This window comes from Sporosarcina highlanderae, assembly GCF_030433715.1.
GTDB classification, from domain to species: Bacteria; Bacillota; Bacilli; order Bacillales_A; family Planococcaceae; genus Sporosarcina; species Sporosarcina highlanderae.
This window is the reverse complement of sequence record NZ_JAROCC010000018.1, coordinates 32,112-47,990: the sequence shown is the minus strand read 5'-3', so window position 1 is coordinate 47,990 and position 15,879 is coordinate 32,112. Positions and strand designations below refer to the sequence as shown.

Genomic DNA, 15,879 nt, shown 5'->3' with positions numbered 1-15,879 from the left:
TTTTAAAAAACCTGAGTTGCGTCTTCTTTAGTGTTGTCATTTTTGCGTAGTTGAGAGTTTAATTTTCATGGGAGTTGCTTGTAAGACAACTAACGGGACGTTTTTTAGATCATATCTAAATACTGACGGAATAATTCCTCGCCTTTTTTTTCACCAACAGCAAATTTCACTTTTGCAATGAAGCTTTCTGGGATTCCTGTAAATAGCCAATGAAAGGAAATCTCGTCAAGCAAAGGACGCAAAGCATGAATTTCTTTAACTGATAAATTAATGCCATATGCATCCGCCAATAGTTTAGCCTCATGATCACTCTTCGTTTTGATCTCATTTAAGATTTGCATGTAATCCATATTAACCATTCCTTCTCAATTAGTTGTGCCCTACCACCACTTCGTATATAATCTTAAAAGTAGTAATCGTAATCGTTCCTGTTTACTAAGGAGTATAGAAAGGGTTTTCCATTTGAAAAAGTCGATTATAGAATGTAAAGATGTTTATTTTCAATACGAGCATTCTACTGTTCTTGAAGAAATTACATTGGAAGTGAAAGAGGGGGAGTTTTGGGCGCTTATCGGTCCGAACGGCTCCGGAAAATCAACACTGATCAGTATTATTTTAGGGATTAAAAATCCAGATAAGGGAATCGTGAAATTATTTGGCGAGAATGTTGACTCTTTCCGGCAACGGGAACGGATCGGCTATGTGTCCCAGAAATCCAATTCATTCAACTCAGGCTTTCCGGCTACGGTGCTTGAAGTCGTAAAAAGTGGCTTAACTGGCAAGGTAGGGTTGTTTAAAGCGTTTTCCAAACAGGATGAGCAGCGTGCGATGGAAGCATTGCGCATCGTTAAAATGGATGCATTTTCAACAAAAAACATAGGTGAATTATCAGGCGGTCAACAGCAGCGTGTCTTCATTGCGAGAGCTCTGGTAGGTAAGCCTGATTTACTGATAATGGATGAACCGACTGTTGGAATTGATCAGAAAAACGTTGCTTCGTTCTATTCTATGCTCAATGGATTAAACCGTGAGCACGGTATTGCGATATTGCTTGTGACCCATGAAATCGATTTAGTGACCGATCTTGCAACTCATGTCGCGTGCTTAAATCGGTCAATCCATTTCCACGGCAGAAAAGCGGATTATAAAAATATGGATGATGAAGATATCTCTAACTGGTACGGTCATCCTGTAAGGCGCGTTCATGCTGATCGGGAGGGGGTATAACGATGATCAGTGCTTTATTGACTTATGAATTTCTTCAGAATGCATTTTTATCAGGACTGATTATCGGTATCATCGCTCCTCTGTTAGGCTTATTTATTGTCGTAAGAAGACTTGCATTGATAGCCGATGCACTAAGCCACGTTGCGCTTGCTGGTATTGCCGGAAGCCTTTTTCTTAGCCAATCGGTCCTATTTTTTTCTGCCTTAAATCCAGTTTACCTTGGAATTGCTACGGCAGTCGGGGGTTCGCTATTGATCGAAAAACTGCGGGGTGCGTATAAGCATTTTGAGGAACTTGCGATACCGATTATCCTATCTGCAGGAATCGGCTTTGGAGCAATCTTCATCTCTTTGGCAAAAGGATTTTCTTCCGATTTGATGGGATATTTATTCGGCTCTGTCTCTGCTGTAAGTCGGCAGGATCTATGGATAATCGTACTAGTAGCCATCATTGTTATTGCCTATATCCGATTATTCTATAAAGAACTTTTCGCGTTGTCGTTTGACGGCGAATATGCAAAAATCTCTGGTGTGAATGGAAAAGTCATACAGACGGTTTTTATGATTATTGTTGCATTGGTTATAGGTGCTTCTATGAGAATCGTAGGTATCTTACTTGTATCTTCTTTGATGACCATACCTGTCGCGGCAGCCATACAGCTTGCGAAAAGTTTTAAAGGGGCTATGCTGTACTCGATAATTATTGGTGAGCTTTCGGTCATCATCGGCTTATTTTCGGCGTACTACCTCGATATTGCACCAGGAGGTACAATTGTAATCACTTCAATCATCATATTGTTAGCGGTCTTAGGATGGAACAAAGTGAAAGGTAAACAACGAAGCCGTAATGTAAAGGGGGAATTTGCATGACTTTAGATGAGGCTTGGAGAATCTTGCAGGAAAATCAATTCAAGCGGACGAAGAACCGGGAGACTATTCTTGAATTCTTTGCCGAGAACGATAAATATTTGACGGCAATGGAAGTTCGTAATTTTATGGCTATTGATAATCCAGGAATTAGTTTCGATACGATCTACCGCAATTTAGCTTCATTTTCAAATCTTGGTATTTTGGAAGAAACAGAGTTGAACGGGGAACGTCACTTTCGGATGCAGTGCGATCATGGAGTGCATCATCATCATTTTATTTGCACAACATGTGGAAAGACACGAAATATACTGCATTGCCCAATGGAATCAATTTCGGTGAATTTACCTGGTTACGAAGTGGAAGGGCATAAATTTGAAATCTACGGAAAATGTCCCATTTGCATAGGCTAATAAAATAAGGAGTTGGTCCCCAAATAGGGGCCAACTCCTTTTGTATTACACGATTTCCTTTAGTGGAAACAGTTTGTTGATCCATTCATTTGCTTCTTGCCAACTTTTCACTCGTATAACCCCTTCCGGTATTGGTTCACGGTTATACGGGGTGTCGAAGAGGAAGACTGGAATGTTCAACTCTTCATGTATTCCGACGGCATTATCATGTTTATCCTCAAAAAAAGCATCGACTTCAAACTTCTTCGCAGTCTCGATTTTATGATGGCTTCCGATCAACTCAATGTGATCATACGGAATTTCCTCTCGTTCGAACCACTGGACTGTACAATCTTGGACGTTTTTTCCACGCGCAGATATATAATACAACTCAAAACGCTGTTGTAACTCCAGCAGAATCATTTTAGCGTGTTCGACTGCAGGGGATGTTTCATAGATTGTAGCTTCCGCTTGACGATACCATTCATAGAACTCTTCTTCCTTCACCGGGAAAGCTTTTGTCAAATCATATTCTTTTATATCATCTAAAACGAGATTGCATCCAAATTGTTTATTGATATGCGGGAGAAGGGAAGTTGGACAAGTGACAGTCCCGTCAATATCAATGCCAAAACGGAATTCCCTCATTCTGTTGCTCCGCTTTTCAAGAGAAGTTCTTCTTGACGTTTCTTTTCAAAGTACTCTTCAGCCAACTTATCGATTTCCATTTTCAACTCTTCGACCATAGTTTCCTCTGGAACTTTTCGGACTGTTTTCCCCTTCATGAATAGAAGGCCTTCTCCACGAGCACCAGCAATGCCTATATCGGCTTCGCGTGCCTCACCTGGACCATTCACCGCGCAACCAAGTACAGCTACCTTCAAAGGTGCCTTGATCGTTGAAATATACTCTTCAACTTCATTCGCGATTGAAATTAGATCGATTTCAATACGACCACAAGTCGGGCAGGAGATGAGTGTTGCAGCGTTGGATGAAAGTCCGAAAATCTTCAAAAGCTCACGTGCAACTTTCACCTCTTGTACAGGGTCTGCACTCAATGAAACACGAAGTGTATTTCCGATGCCGGCAGAAAGCAATGTGCCGAGTCCTGCAGCACTCTTAATGGAGCCTGCAAATAGGGTGCCGGATTCAGTAATCCCAAGATGTAAAGGATAGTCAAAAGCTGCTGCGGCTTTCGTGTATGCTTCCACTGCAAGATTCACATCAGATGCTTTCAATGAAACGATAATATCATGAAAATCTAAGTCTTCTAGTATTTTAATATGATGCAATGCGCTTTCAACCATTCCATCTGCTGTTGGATAACCGTACTTTTTAAGGATGTGCTTTTCAAGGGAACCAGCATTTACACCAATCCGTATAGGAATTCCTTTAGCTTTAGCCGCTTTAACGACAGCCTCTACCTTTTCCTGGCGACCAATATTACCAGGGTTGATCCTGATTTTATCAGCGCCTTGTTCAATGGCGATTAACGCAAGTTTATAGTCAAAATGGATGTCAACGACAAGTGGGATATTGATCCGCTCTTTAATCGCTCCGATTGAATTGGCTGCGCGTTCATCAGGGCAAGCCACACGAATGATTTGACATCCCGCTTCCTCTAAACGTAATATTTCAGCAACTGTAGCTTCCACATCATGTGTTTTTGTTGTAGTCATGCTTTGGATAAAAAGCTCATCACTGCCGCCAATCGTCAAATTGCCAACACGGACAGGACGTGTTTTGGATCTGTGAATCATTTCATTCATGGATTTTCTCTCCTTAAAAACTCATAACTGATTTCTATTTTAGCAATCAATCATATGAAAAGACAAGGGATAGTGTCTAAATCATTCTTCAATTGCAATTGTTTTGCCCCGATTTGGAAATAGGAAGCTTAATGGAGAGGCCTCCGATAATATCCTGGTTTCGTAGATGGGGGTTCAGGGAATAGAAAGTAGATAATCTCTCTACAAATGTCATAGTCATGTCCGGATACATTGCAAAAAGCGTTTCAATTGTATCGCCTTCTATAGTAGTGACACGTATCGAGTCAATTGGTGATTCGCTGCAAGGTGGCGCTGTATCCCCGAAAAAGGCTGCCAAAGGGATTGTCCCTTCCGCAAAGTCAATTCGAATAATATGGATAGCAAGAAAAATAACTACAGCTAGTAATAAAGTACGCATGGTCATTCCCCCTCACGGCACTATATGTGGGGAAATGGGAAAGTATTCATTTCGGTGCTTTTGGATAATACTTGAGTGCAGCGGCAATATAACAGATATGTATTAAGGACGTCAAAGTTAAACTAATAGTTTCAGCAGTAGGAAAGAAGTCCAGTCCAATCGTTACTAATAAAGGAACGGTTGCCGCAATGGCTGTAGTTCGCCATAAAAAACGGTACTCCACACGTTTCTTTCTGAGTGTCCCAATGAACATTCCAATTCCCGCAAAGATGCTGATCCTAACAAAGACATAAAATGTCGCAATGACAAATTGAAAGACGAAAGCCATCGGATAAATTAGTCCGCCGATTGTTTTACTATAATCGACTAATTCTGGGGAGGCTTCAAAAAGGTCGACATCACCGAACATAAAACGAAGAATAGAAATCAATGTCATTAATAAGATGAAAAAGAAAGCAAAGCGGATCACTCTTCCAATTGAAAGGAGACGGAATGCTGCAAGCTTTTTCGGTTCGTGAAAGGCAGCAAGGAACATTTGATGAAACTTCACAGTATAACCTCCTTCGATTATCAATAGTTTATCATTTCCGTTATTAAAATAGGTGAATATAAGAAAATTAGGCAGAATGGTGACATTATGTGAACGGATTGTTAAGGAAATGTAAAGATTTGTCCGCTTCTATTTACAATCCTGTAATGATACCAACATAATAGGGTGCTATATATAAAGCGTGATGGAGGTTGGCTGAATAATGGAAATGAATTGGCAGGAAATGCTCTTTCAGTTTGTGGGAGGTTTAGGGATTTTCCTCTTTGCCATTAAATACATGGGTGATGGACTTCAAAAAGCGGCGGGGGATAGATTGAGGTCCATACTGGATAGGTTCACGACCAATCCATTCATGGGTGTGCTTGTCGGTATCATCGTTACCGTTCTTATCCAATCCAGTTCGGGGACAACAGTCATTACTGTAGGATTGGTAAGTGCAGGATTCATGACATTGCGACAAGCAATCGGCGTTATAATGGGAGCTAATATTGGTACAACGATTACGGCTTTCATAATTGGGCTGGACGTAGGGGCATACGCATTGCCAATTATGGCTGTAGGTGCTTTCCTAATATTCTTCATGAGAAAAAATACGACGAAAAATATCGGAGAAGTTATCTTTGGTTTCGGTGGCTTATTCCTTGGTTTAGAGTTAATGAGCGCTGGTATGAAGCCTCTTAGATCGCTTAGTGAGTTCTCCGATTTTACGGTAGCAATGGCAGACCATCCGTTATTAGGAGTAGTTGCCGGAACCGTATTTACTCTTATAGTTCAAAGTTCAAGTGCAACCGTCGGGATTTTGCAAGGCCTATATGCCGAGAACCTTATCCCGTTGAAGGCTGCTTTACCAGTACTTTTTGGAGATAATATCGGAACGACAATTACAGCGGTACTTGCAGCGATTGGTGCATCTGTTGCAGCAAGAAGGGCAGCTGCGGCACATGTCCTTTTCAATGTTGTTGGAACAATCGTGTTCATGATACTCCTTTATCCATTCACTTTATACGTTGAATGGATTGCGCATGTTTTGAACTTGGAAAATAAAATGCAAATCGCCTTTGCACATGGTTCTTTCAACGTTGTAAATACCATTTTGCAATTTCCACTAATTGGGGTTTGGGCGTTATTTGTCACGAAAATCATTCCGGGTAAAGACGTTACAATTGAATACAAACCGAAGCACCTTGATCCGAACTTCATCAATCAATCGCCAGCTGTCGCGATTGGACAGGCGAAGGAGGAAATAATAAGGATGGGTGATTTCGCAGTTCAAGGATTACAGGAAACATATGAGTATTTGAAAACGAGTAATAAAAGAAATGCTGAAACAGCCTATCAAATCGAAGATGCAATCAATAATTTGGACAGGAAAATCACTGATTACCTAGTTGAAATCTCAGCAGTCAACATTTCGCCAATTGAATCAGCACGACACGTAATGCTGATGGACACTGTACGAGACATTGAGCGAATTGGTGACCATTTCGAAAATATTATCGAATTGATCGATTTCCGCGAAGTGAACCGTGTGAAATTGACGGATGAAGCTATGGATGACTTAACAGAGATGTTTACATTAACAATTGGCACCGTTGATAAAGCGATTCGCTCACTAGATATGAATGATACTGAATTAGCGAAGTCGGTTGCCGAACAAGAAGACTTGATCGACAAGATGGAGCGGAAATTCAGGAAAAACCATATCGTCCGTCTAAATGAAGGACTGTGTACTGCGCAGTCAGGCATGGTCTTTGTCGATATCGTTTCGAATCTTGAACGAATTGGCGATCATGCTGTAAATATTGCAGAAGCGATTTTAGGGAAACGGGTGTAAGACTGAACCGGGAGGAAAGATCATGGAAATCATTGCTTGGATACTAGCTATTATCATGTTCATAATCGCATTTATCGGGCTGGTTTATCCGATCATTCCTTCCGTGCTTTTTGTTGTGGCCGGTTTCTTATTGTATGGATGGATCATGACGTTCGATGGGATGAACTGGTTGTTTTGGCTCATCCAAATTCTCTTTGTGATTTTACTGTTCGGTGCTGATACATTTGCGAATATTGTTGGTGTGAAAAAATTCGGAGGTTCCAAAGCAGGTATGTGGGGAAGTACAATCGGCTTGCTTGTCGGACCATTTATTATTCCAGTGGCGGGCATCCTGATTGGACCGTTTCTTGGTGCAGTATTAGCCGAGCTATTAATATCCCGGAAAGGCCTGAAGCAATCTATGAAAACGGGAATTGGTTCCCTTGTAGGCTTTTTGACATCAATTGTTGCAAAAGGTGCAGTTTTGCTTCTAATGATTGGAATATTTATTTATTTTGTTTTAATATAGTTCATTAAATTTGAATGACCTCCCTTATTTTGATAATGTTTATAGTGCAGGGTAAATTATGAATCAATCAAGGAGGAATGGAAAATGGCTTACAAATTACCAGAACTACCATACGCATACGATGCGCTTGAGCCTCACATCGACAAAGAAACGATGAACATCCACCACACGAAACATCACAATACGTATGTGACGAACGTGAACAACGCATTGGAAGGGCACGAAGATTTAGCTTCTAAATCTGTTGAAGAGCTTATTTCCAATTTGGATGCTGTTCCTGAAAACATCCGTACAGCTGTCCGCAATAACGGTGGTGGACATGCAAACCACACATTCTTCTGGAACATCCTTTCACCGAACGGTGGCGGAGCTCCAACGGGTGCACTTGCAGAAGCTATCGATAAAAAGTTCGGCAGCTTTGATGCATTCAAAGAAGAGTTCGCGAAAGCGGCTGCAACTCGCTTCGGTTCAGGATGGGCTTGGCTTGTTTCGAACAACGGAGAACTTGAAATCATGTCTACTCCAAACCAAGATTCACCATTGATGGAAGGTAAAACTCCAATTTTGGGTCTTGACGTTTGGGAGCATGCATACTACCTAAACTACCAAAACAGACGCCCTGACTACGTTTCTGCTTTCTGGAACGTTGTAAACTGGGACGAAGTTGCAAAAAACTTCGGCTAAACTCATAAAAAGATGCAACTTGGCATACATTCTGTTCGTCAGAATGTATGCTTTTTGTATATAGAATGCTATAATCCAAAGTGGACTATTTTAAGTAAGGGGAATACATATGAAAAAGCCGATGCGCAAGGTGGATCAAGCGAAAATCCGTCAACGGAAACATATTGCCTTTAGGATGAACCTTCTATTCTTCTCGATTTTCATCCTATTTTCCATGCTCATATTCAGGCTTGGGTATTTGCAAATTGTCAAAGGCGAGACTTATACAAGGGAATTGGAGAAGAAAGAGGAAATCGCTGTCAATACTAGTGTCCCGCGTGGAAGAATCTATGATCGCATGGGAAATATTCTTGTTGATAATAAACCAATGAACGCCATCACATATACGAAAACAGCCTCTACAACGGCAAGGGAAATGTTGGAAATCGCGGAAAGCCTTTCCGAATTAATCGAACAGGATACGAGACGAGTGACGATCGGTGACAAACGTGATTTCTGGATTCTCTTGAATCCTGAAGAGGCAAAAGCGAAAGTCAGTGCTGACGAAATAAAGGAAATTGGCAAGGACGGCACACTCTCCAAACAGGAGATTCAACGCGAAGTGAATAGGCTGACACGTGAAAGGGTTACGGATGAAGAGTTAAATTCATTTACAGATCATGAATTAGAAGTATTAGCAATCTATCGTGAGATGATGTCGGGATATGCTTATTCTCCACAGATCATAAAGAGCGGAAATGTGCCGGAAGAGGAGTTTGCTGCAGTATCTGAACGTTTGAATGAATTTGAAGGAGTCAATACAACTACCGATTGGGAACGTGTTAAATTCTCTGATAGTACAATTTTAGGTACGATGACAAGTTCAATTGAGGGAATCCCACTGACTCATCTTGACTATTATTTGGCAAGAGATTATTCCCGTAATGACCGTATTGGGCGAAGCTATTTCGAACAATATTATGAAGAACTTTTAAAAGGCCAGAAGACTATCGTGAAAAATATCAAAGATCGTACTGGACGTGTCATCGAGACAAAAACAATCAGGGAAGGTGAGCCGGGCAAAGATCTTGTTCTATCGATGGACAGTGAATTACAGGGATCATTGGAAAAGCTCATTTCAGACAAGTTAGTAGAGTTAAAGAAAGAACCTAATTCAGGCTTATTGGACCGAGCTTTTCTTGTCATGATGGATCCAAACAACGGAGAAGTACTTGCGCTTATAGGAAAGCGATTGGTGAAGGATCCAGACTCTAATAGATGGGAAGTTCGGGATTTTGCCTATGGAACGTTCACTTCTGCCTATGAGGTTGGATCAACGGTAAAACTTGCGACAGTGCTCACGGGCTATAGTGAAGGGGTATTGACTGTCGGAGAGAATAAAATCGACGAACCGATCTATATTGCAAATTCTCAACCGAAACGTTCTCTATTCAATCAGAATGGAAGGTACCAAATCAATGACGTTGTAGCACTTGGCAGATCTTCTAACGTCTATATGTTCCGGATTGCCATGTCACTTGGGAATGCAGTGTATCGACCGAATCTACCACTACCAATCGATATTGGAGGATTTGATAGGCTGCGAAATGGGTATGCCTCATTTGGTTTAGGTGTGAAGACAGAAATTGACTTGCCGGGTGAATACACAGGTGTTACGGGTATAGAAACAATTTCGGGTAAGCTTTTGGACTTCGCAATCGGACAGTTTGATACGTATACACCGTTACAGCTTGCTCAATATGTGTCAACGGTTGCGAATGGAGGATATAGGGTTGCTCCGAAGATTTTGAAGGAAATACGCGAACCATCTCAAGATGGTGAAACACTCGGCGCTCTGTTGCAAGAGACGGAAGTGAAAGTGTTGAACCGTATCAATAATACGGAAAAAGAGATTGAACAAGTGAAGAAAGGCATGCATTACGTCTATTATGGACCGAACGGAACGGCGCCGAACTTGTTTAATGATGCACCATACACAGCTGCAGGTAAAACGGGGACTGCCCAATCTTCGTACTATGGTGATGATCGTAGCAAGTATGGCATGCCGTCTGTCAACTTGACACATGTCGGGTTTGCACCAGCAGAAGAACCTGAAGTGGCGTATGCGCTTGTCATTCCCTATGCTTCTACAGATCGTGGCAACTACAGGACACAAAGCAGGGAAGCAAATCGGTTAATTCGAGAGGCGCTTGATATTTATTTTGATTTGAAGGAAAAAAGAGGAAAAGAAAATCAAGCGGAGACAACAAGTCATGAAATAGGTCGAAAAACCGGGAACGTTAATGACGATGTTGAAATTGTTGACGAGAATGATGAAGAATAAAAATGCTGCCATTTCGATATCAAATCGATAATGGCAGCTTTTTTAGTTCGTTTTAGTAATAATACCCGCAACCGTTTTTATATCCATCGTTGTGTCAACTTCGTATTCTCCAATTTGAATGAGTCCCGATAAGCCATTTTCAATTAAATACGTTTCAAGACTTCTTGCACTTTCGATTACGCCGACTCTTTCGAGTTTGGCCGCAACGCTTTTGGAGTTGGACCCTGGTTCGATGGAAATTATTATTTTTGTGACAGGATCCGGTGTAGTTTGTTGTTCCTCTTCAGTATCCTCCTCGATTTCGTTTTTAGCTGAACCTAAATCATTTTGATTGTCGGATTCCGAAAGAGTTGCTGTTTGAGCTACCGCCAATTCCTTTTTCACCCGTTCCAATTCCGCTAACAGCTCCTGTATTTCTGTTTCATCATGCTGAGAGGTGGATGGTATTGCTGATGTATTCGTGAAATAAAGAATCGCCCCAGCCAAAATGCAGCCAATTCCTGTTGCCCTAAGTAGTTCATTCATCATATTAGAACACCCCGAGATCTTAACACATCCAAAACTTCGCTGTCAGTGAGTGATGAGCGTTTTGCGATTTCAGGAATTGAATAACCTTGTGCTTGTAAGGAAAGGATTTGGTTAACGATGATTTCATGCACTGGTTTTGTTTTTGGTTGCCTACCCTTAGGAATTGGACCGACACCAATCATCAATTCCTCTTCGATGGCCCTTAATCTCTTTTTTAACTGATTTGTCTCCTGATGCAGGCTGATTGAAATGATTTCTATTTCATCTTCAGTTTTACGTGAAGACTTTCCGAAAAAGAATGAGAGTATGATTAAAATAATGCCGATGCTTAGTAAGATTAATGGTATATCCACTTGAAAACGCCTCCGGGAAAGATTACTTTGTTCCCATAGTATCATATGTACCAATTTATTGTAATTTGAAACTTTCTTCTTTACATACACGTGTGATATGATACAATGAAAAAGTCGTATAAATCATGCTCATATTAAATTTATATTGCCAATGAGTGGGAGGGACAACAATGCGCGTAAATATTACACTTGCTTGCACAGAATGTGGAGAGCGTAATTATATTACAAAGAAAAACAAGCGTAACAATCCGGAACGTCTTGAAATGAAAAAATACTGCTCACGTGAAAAGAAACAAACTTTGCACCGTGAAACGAAATAATTGCTCATGCCAAAACTCTTCACGGGTTTTGGTTTTTTATTTCAAAATGGGGGAATAATATAATGGGGAAATTATTTAAACGAAAACAACTACTTGCTATCATGAAAAATATGAATACAAAAGATTATATTAATAAATCCTCGGCTATTGCAGAGATCTTTCTTGATTCAGAGGAATATCGCAATGCTTCAACCATTGGTATAACGATATCCCGTTTTCCTGAAGTCGACACGATATCTATAATCGAATCTGCCTGGAAATCAGGGAAGAATGTAGCCGTACCAAAGTGCATATCAGCGACAAGGGAAATGGATTTCCGACTCATCACATCTTTCGATGATTTGGAGACAGTCTATATGGATTTAAGAGAACCAGCAATTGATAAAACGGAAGCGATAGACAAATCATCCATCGATTTGCTGATTGTACCGGGTGTTGTCTATTCTAATGAGGGCTACCGAATTGGCTTTGGCGGCGGATATTACGATCGCTATTTGGTCGATTATCCCGGAGATCGTTTGTCTTTAGCATTCGAAGTACAAACCGCACAATCGTTCATGAGCGAATCACATGACCAACCTGTCGATAAGATAATTACCGAGAGTGGAGTCATTCAATGCCGAATGATCCGTGAAAAAATATGAATGAGCTGAAAGATTTTTTTAGTGTTCTGCAACTACTTAAACGTTTCGGGATTTTCATCTATACTGGAGATCGAAAAACTGATATTGAGTTGATGGTGTCCGAAGTTACCGAGTTATTCGATAATGGCTTAATCCTTAAAGAGGATTATTTACGGGCCCAGCTCATATTGAAAAAAGAAATAAATCAAAGATATTAAGATTAATTCTTTTAGACTATTTAGAAGTGATTTTTAAATGATTTTCTGAAACTTTTTCTGCTCTTAACCGTCTATAATATGTAGTGCATGTACAAGTGAGAGGGTAATTATACAAAAAGCTTCAATGATGAAAGGAAGATAGTGAATGAAAAAAGTATCATGGCCCAAACATTCCGTACTCGGCATTGCAATAGTCGCTACGTGGCTAACAACATATATAGGCTACATTACCAGCTTCAATATGAAGATCGATAATATGGTGCAGGAGTTTATCCTGTTTATTAATCCATTAAGTTTCCTATTATTTCTGTACGGCCTTGCGCTATTCATAAAGAGTACAAAACGTAAAAATATCTATATATTTTCAATCAGCTTGATAACATCTATTATAATGTTTAGTAACGCAGTTTTTTATAGGTTTTTCAGTGACTTCATCACTTTACCATTATTGTTTCAAACTAATAATTTCGGGGACCTATCCTCGTCCGCCACAGCTAATATGAATTTTACAGACATTTTCTTTTTCACGGATGTAATTATCGTAGCATTAGCGATCAAATTCATTCCACAAAGGGAAAGTTCTTTAAACCGTCGTAATATTGGCCGAAAGCTTTACTTTGTAGTAGCTGCCACAATATTGATGGTGAACTTAGCGTTATCTGAAGCTCAAAGACCCCAACTTCTCACAAGAAGTTTTGACCGAGAGCTGCTTGTAAAAAATATCGGTACTTACAACTACCATATTTATGATTTATTCATCCAATCGAAAACACATGCGCAACGCGCTCTTGCAGACGGTAGTGAGTTGTCAGAGGTCGCGAACTATATCAATGCGAATTACGCGGAACCGAATCCAAAAATGTTCGGTGTTGCGAAAGACCGTAACTTGATCATCGTTTCGCTGGAATCTCTACAAAACTTCGTTATAAATAATAATATGAATGGGTATGAAATTACACCATTCCTTAATAGTTTGACAAACGATAAGGATACATTCTACTTCAACAATTTTTATCACCAAACTGGTTTAGGAAAAACTTCCGACTCCGAATTCATCTTGGAGAACTCATTATACGGAAGAAACGGTGGAGCTGTATTCTTTACAAACAGTGGAAATACATTTAATGCATTATCCGAAAAGCTTGGGGACAATGGCTACTTTACAAGCGTAATGCATGCTAACAACCGAAGCTTCTGGAACAGGGATATCATGTACCAAGCACTTGGAATTCAAAAATTCTATGATGTGGAAAGCTATGAAATCGGCGAAGGGGAAGCTGTCAACTGGGGAATGAAAGATATCCCGTTCTTAGAACAATCCGTCGAATTGATGAAAGAAATGCCCCAACCATTCTCAACACGATTAATCACGTTGACGAATCACCATCCTTTCGATTTGGATGAAGAGGATATGTACATTCCTCAATATGATTCGAACTCTAAAACCTTGAATAAGTATTTCCAATCCGTCCGCTATATGGATGAAGCGTTGAAGGTCTTCTTTGATGACTTGAAGAAAAGCGGTTTATACGATAACTCAATAATCGTGATGTATGGGGATCATTATGGTATCTCAGAAAACCATAACAAAGCGATGGGCATGTATATGGAGAAGGAAATTACTCCGTTTGATACGGTCGAATTGCAGAAAGTTCCAATGTTCATCCATATACCTGGATATGGAAAAGGTAAAACTATGGATGAACTATCAGGCCAAATGGATTTAAGACCTACAATCCTGCATTTGCTTGGTATTGATACAAAAGAAGATATGCAGATGGGGGCCGATGTTTTCTCCCCTGATCATGAACCTTTTGTTATCTTCAGGGATGGACGATTAGTGACAGAAAATAATATCTTCACGAATGAAGTATGTTATGATATCCATACTGGGGAAGAAACAGACAATGCAGCGTGTGAGCCGTATGTTGAACGGGCCACAACCGAACTTGACTATTCTGATTTAATCATCAATGGAGATTTGCTCAGATTCACAGATGGTGACCAGGAAAAAGTCGAAGAGTAAGATATATTAAAACGACTAAGTTCTGCACGGGTCAGTTTCCCCGTGCAGTTTTTTTATAATAAAGAGGGGAGGGGACGCAATGAATAGAGTAATGATCATCCTGCTTATTTCGGTGTTAGTAGCTGTGGCAGGTTGTTCAACGGAAGAAAAGGATTCAGTTGTTGCACCTGATAATGAAAAACCGCTTGAACCAAATGATGAAGCGGTCGAAGAAAACAATGTTGCACCCTTGCCCCCTCCTGTTTTTATCGCGGACCCCTCTTTGTTTCATTTCATTGCAGACTGGATTACTGATTCCGAAATACTATATGTCGAAAAAGGAAATGGAGTTTATCAAATTAAATCATTTAATTTTGATACAGGAGCTTCAAATCTTGTCTATGAAGATGAATCCTTTATAACAGACATTATGGTGCACCCTTCTTTGGACTATTTATTAGTACATACAAGTGATCAATCAGACTTTGCAATTGTTAAAATGGTTGCATTGGATGGGACGGTCCAACATCAGGTTGAAATTAATTCGACAGAATTAGCGATTGAATGGAATGATATGGACCCGGAGATGATAGTATTCACTGCATTCCATGAAGATTGGTCATTTGATCTTTTTGTTTTTAACGGGCACACAGGGAATCTTTCAATCATCGAATTAGATGATCCATTTCCCAAATGGATCGGTGAAAGACAAATCGCAAATATGCTTTTTGCAGAACATCCCCTTGATGGTGGGGAAATAATAATCCTTCATACCGATACAGGAAAAATCAATTCTTTAGGGGTAGATAATGTAATTTACTTTGACTCTTTTGAAGATAGATTACTCATTGTCCAGTCCCATCAAGCTGATAATTTTTCTTTTTCCTTAAGAGATTATGATGGTACTATCTTTGCTGAATGGGATATGCCCGCAGTTAGCAATTATTCGGAGTGGGTGATTCCAGAAGTTGAGTGGATTAACCGGGATCGATTTCTTTATAAAGGAGCTTTGCAAAGTGGGCAGTTGGACGAGCTTGCTTCTGCATTCAATTTATATCTTTACGAAGAAGGTAACTCAAATTTGATAACTGAGGGATTGGATGCGGAGCCGGTCGCATGTTCTCCTTCCGGTAAACGATGTTTAAATGGTTATACATTCGAAGAATTATTAGAAGTTGAAACTGGTGTGAGACGAAAGTGGATTGAATTTGATAAATGAAAAACATCCTTTGCACGTATGTGCAAAGGATGTTTTTAGGAC

General features: G+C 40.2%; 19 protein-coding genes. 12 read left to right on the top strand and 7 right to left on the bottom strand.

The genetic code is table 11. The features are described from left to right. Nucleotides 1-104 precede the first annotated feature (104 nt). On the bottom strand, nucleotides 105-350 hold the full coding sequence (locus P5G49_RS16455) for a hypothetical protein (protein WP_301245589.1): 246 nt from the start codon (nucleotides 348-350) through the stop codon (nucleotides 105-107). Between the two features lie 112 nt (nucleotides 351-462). Here P5G49_RS16455 and P5G49_RS16450 point away from each other — a divergent pair, with 112 nt between their 5' ends. The 3 genes from P5G49_RS16450 to P5G49_RS16440 are packed head-to-tail and all read left to right on the top strand — an operon-like array spanning nucleotide 463 to nucleotide 2,506. Next, a complete protein-coding gene (locus P5G49_RS16450) occupies nucleotides 463-1,227 on the top strand; it encodes a metal ABC transporter ATP-binding protein (RefSeq protein WP_301245587.1) in 765 nt (254 codons plus the stop codon). 2 nt (nucleotides 1,228-1,229) lie between these two features. Continuing rightward, on the top strand, nucleotides 1,230-2,096 hold the full coding sequence (locus P5G49_RS16445) for a metal ABC transporter permease (protein WP_301245585.1): 867 nt from the start codon (nucleotides 1,230-1,232) through the stop codon (nucleotides 2,094-2,096). Next, nucleotides 2,093-2,506 (top strand): Fur family transcriptional regulator, encoded by a 414-nt coding sequence (locus P5G49_RS16440; protein ID WP_301245583.1) that lies wholly within the window; start codon nucleotides 2,093-2,095, stop codon nucleotides 2,504-2,506. Before P5G49_RS16445 ends, P5G49_RS16440 begins: the two co-directional genes overlap by 4 nt. A 45-nt stretch (nucleotides 2,507-2,551) precedes the next feature. Here the strand turns inward: P5G49_RS16440 and P5G49_RS16435 are convergent, their stop codons facing one another. The 4 genes from P5G49_RS16435 to P5G49_RS16420 all read right to left on the bottom strand — a co-directional run bounded on the left by P5G49_RS16435 (nucleotide 2,552) and on the right by P5G49_RS16420 (nucleotide 5,222). Continuing rightward, nucleotides 2,552-3,133, bottom strand: coding sequence for a 5' nucleotidase, NT5C type (locus P5G49_RS16435; RefSeq protein ID WP_301245581.1), 582 nt, complete (start codon nucleotides 3,131-3,133; stop codon nucleotides 2,552-2,554). After that, the gene (gene ispG, locus P5G49_RS16430) at nucleotides 3,130-4,254 is read right to left on the bottom strand and encodes a flavodoxin-dependent (E)-4-hydroxy-3-methylbut-2-enyl-diphosphate synthase (protein WP_301245579.1); all 1,125 of its coding nucleotides are present in this window, start codon (nucleotides 4,252-4,254) and stop codon (nucleotides 3,130-3,132) included. The genes P5G49_RS16435 and ispG overlap by 4 nt, the downstream gene beginning before the upstream one ends. Nucleotides 4,255-4,342: 88 nt before the next feature. Next, nucleotides 4,343-4,672, bottom strand: a complete 330-nt coding sequence (locus P5G49_RS16425) for a hypothetical protein (protein WP_301245577.1) — start codon at nucleotides 4,670-4,672, stop codon at nucleotides 4,343-4,345. Nucleotides 4,673-4,718: 46 nt separating this feature from the next. Further along, nucleotides 4,719-5,222, bottom strand: a complete 504-nt coding sequence (locus P5G49_RS16420) for a DUF1189 family protein (RefSeq protein ID WP_301245575.1) — start codon at nucleotides 5,220-5,222, stop codon at nucleotides 4,719-4,721. Between the two features lie 202 nt (nucleotides 5,223-5,424). Here P5G49_RS16420 and P5G49_RS16415 point away from each other — a divergent pair, with 202 nt between their 5' ends. From P5G49_RS16415 to P5G49_RS16400, 4 genes are all read left to right on the top strand, one after another. Further along, complete coding sequence (locus P5G49_RS16415; RefSeq protein WP_301245573.1) at nucleotides 5,425-7,056, top strand: Na/Pi cotransporter family protein; 1,632 nt, start codon at nucleotides 5,425-5,427, stop codon at nucleotides 7,054-7,056. Nucleotides 7,057-7,078: 22 nt separating this feature from the next. Next, entirely contained in the window at nucleotides 7,079-7,564 is a 486-nt protein-coding gene (locus tag P5G49_RS16410; protein ID WP_301245572.1) for a DUF456 domain-containing protein, read from the top strand. A gap of 84 nt (nucleotides 7,565-7,648) precedes the next feature. Then, nucleotides 7,649-8,248 carry a superoxide dismutase SodA gene (gene sodA / locus P5G49_RS16405; RefSeq protein ID WP_301245570.1) on the top strand — a complete coding sequence of 200 codons (600 nt, stop codon included), beginning with the start codon at nucleotides 7,649-7,651 and terminating at the stop codon, nucleotides 8,246-8,248. Between the two features lie 109 nt (nucleotides 8,249-8,357). Next, a complete protein-coding gene (locus P5G49_RS16400) occupies nucleotides 8,358-10,571 on the top strand; it encodes a peptidoglycan D,D-transpeptidase FtsI family protein (protein ID WP_301245568.1) in 2,214 nt (737 codons plus the stop codon). Nucleotides 10,572-10,613: 42 nt separating this feature from the next. On the opposite strand, the gene P5G49_RS16395 is transcribed toward P5G49_RS16400, so the two are convergent. Beyond that, complete coding sequence (locus P5G49_RS16395) at nucleotides 10,614-11,099, bottom strand: hypothetical protein (RefSeq protein WP_301245566.1); 486 nt, start codon at nucleotides 11,097-11,099, stop codon at nucleotides 10,614-10,616. Beyond that, the gene (locus P5G49_RS16390; RefSeq protein WP_301245564.1) at nucleotides 11,096-11,452 is read right to left on the bottom strand and encodes a hypothetical protein; all 357 of its coding nucleotides are present in this window, start codon (nucleotides 11,450-11,452) and stop codon (nucleotides 11,096-11,098) included. The genes P5G49_RS16395 and P5G49_RS16390 overlap by 4 nt, the downstream gene beginning before the upstream one ends. A gap of 170 nt (nucleotides 11,453-11,622) precedes the next feature. Between P5G49_RS16390 and rpmG the strand changes: the two genes are divergently transcribed. The 5 genes from rpmG to P5G49_RS16365 all read left to right on the top strand — a co-directional run bounded on the left by rpmG (nucleotide 11,623) and on the right by P5G49_RS16365 (nucleotide 15,837). Beyond that, nucleotides 11,623-11,772 (top strand): 50S ribosomal protein L33, encoded by a 150-nt coding sequence (gene rpmG, locus P5G49_RS16385; RefSeq protein ID WP_060210366.1) that lies wholly within the window; start codon nucleotides 11,623-11,625, stop codon nucleotides 11,770-11,772. 62 nt (nucleotides 11,773-11,834) lie between these two features. After that, complete coding sequence (locus tag P5G49_RS16380; protein ID WP_301245561.1) at nucleotides 11,835-12,416, top strand: 5-formyltetrahydrofolate cyclo-ligase; 582 nt, start codon at nucleotides 11,835-11,837, stop codon at nucleotides 12,414-12,416. Continuing rightward, nucleotides 12,413-12,613, top strand: coding sequence for a YqgQ family protein (locus tag P5G49_RS16375; protein WP_301245559.1), 201 nt, complete (start codon nucleotides 12,413-12,415; stop codon nucleotides 12,611-12,613). The genes P5G49_RS16380 and P5G49_RS16375 overlap by 4 nt, the downstream gene beginning before the upstream one ends. A gap of 145 nt (nucleotides 12,614-12,758) precedes the next feature. Continuing rightward, a complete protein-coding gene (locus P5G49_RS16370) occupies nucleotides 12,759-14,639 on the top strand; it encodes an LTA synthase family protein (RefSeq protein ID WP_301245557.1) in 1,881 nt (626 codons plus the stop codon). A 79-nt stretch (nucleotides 14,640-14,718) separates the two neighbouring features. Beyond that, nucleotides 14,719-15,837: a YqgU-like beta propeller domain-containing protein gene (locus P5G49_RS16365; RefSeq protein WP_301245555.1), complete on the top strand. Its 1,119-nt coding sequence runs from the start codon at nucleotides 14,719-14,721 to the stop codon at nucleotides 15,835-15,837. Nucleotides 15,838-15,879: the final 42 nt, after the last annotated feature.

What these genes read in the sequence shown, in the direction of transcription:
- P5G49_RS16455 (WP_301245589.1), bottom strand. Translation starts at nt 350, where the DNA reads ATGGATTACATGCAAATCTTAAATGAGATCAAAACGAAGAGTGATCAT.
- P5G49_RS16445 (WP_301245585.1), top strand. Translation starts at nt 1,230, where the DNA reads ATGATCAGTGCTTTATTGACTTATGAATTTCTTCAGAATGCATTTTTA.
- P5G49_RS16440 (WP_301245583.1), top strand. Translation starts at nt 2,093, where the DNA reads ATGACTTTAGATGAGGCTTGGAGAATCTTGCAGGAAAATCAATTCAAG.
- P5G49_RS16435 (WP_301245581.1), bottom strand. Translation starts at nt 3,133, where the DNA reads ATGAGGGAATTCCGTTTTGGCATTGATATTGACGGGACTGTCACTTGT.
- ispG (WP_301245579.1), bottom strand. Translation starts at nt 4,254, where the DNA reads ATGAATGAAATGATTCACAGATCCAAAACACGTCCTGTCCGTGTTGGC.
- P5G49_RS16425 (WP_301245577.1), bottom strand. Translation starts at nt 4,672, where the DNA reads ATGCGTACTTTATTACTAGCTGTAGTTATTTTTCTTGCTATCCATATT.
- P5G49_RS16415 (WP_301245573.1), top strand. Translation starts at nt 5,425, where the DNA reads ATGGAAATGAATTGGCAGGAAATGCTCTTTCAGTTTGTGGGAGGTTTA.
- P5G49_RS16410 (WP_301245572.1), top strand. Translation starts at nt 7,079, where the DNA reads ATGGAAATCATTGCTTGGATACTAGCTATTATCATGTTCATAATCGCA.
- sodA (WP_301245570.1), top strand. Translation starts at nt 7,649, where the DNA reads ATGGCTTACAAATTACCAGAACTACCATACGCATACGATGCGCTTGAG.
- P5G49_RS16400 (WP_301245568.1), top strand. Translation starts at nt 8,358, where the DNA reads ATGAAAAAGCCGATGCGCAAGGTGGATCAAGCGAAAATCCGTCAACGG.
- P5G49_RS16395 (WP_301245566.1), bottom strand. Translation starts at nt 11,099, where the DNA reads ATGATGAATGAACTACTTAGGGCAACAGGAATTGGCTGCATTTTGGCT.
- rpmG (WP_060210366.1), top strand. Translation starts at nt 11,623, where the DNA reads ATGCGCGTAAATATTACACTTGCTTGCACAGAATGTGGAGAGCGTAAT.
- P5G49_RS16380 (WP_301245561.1), top strand. Translation starts at nt 11,835, where the DNA reads ATGGGGAAATTATTTAAACGAAAACAACTACTTGCTATCATGAAAAAT.
- P5G49_RS16375 (WP_301245559.1), top strand. Translation starts at nt 12,413, where the DNA reads ATGAATGAGCTGAAAGATTTTTTTAGTGTTCTGCAACTACTTAAACGT.
- P5G49_RS16370 (WP_301245557.1), top strand. Translation starts at nt 12,759, where the DNA reads ATGAAAAAAGTATCATGGCCCAAACATTCCGTACTCGGCATTGCAATA.
- P5G49_RS16365 (WP_301245555.1), top strand. Translation starts at nt 14,719, where the DNA reads ATGAATAGAGTAATGATCATCCTGCTTATTTCGGTGTTAGTAGCTGTG.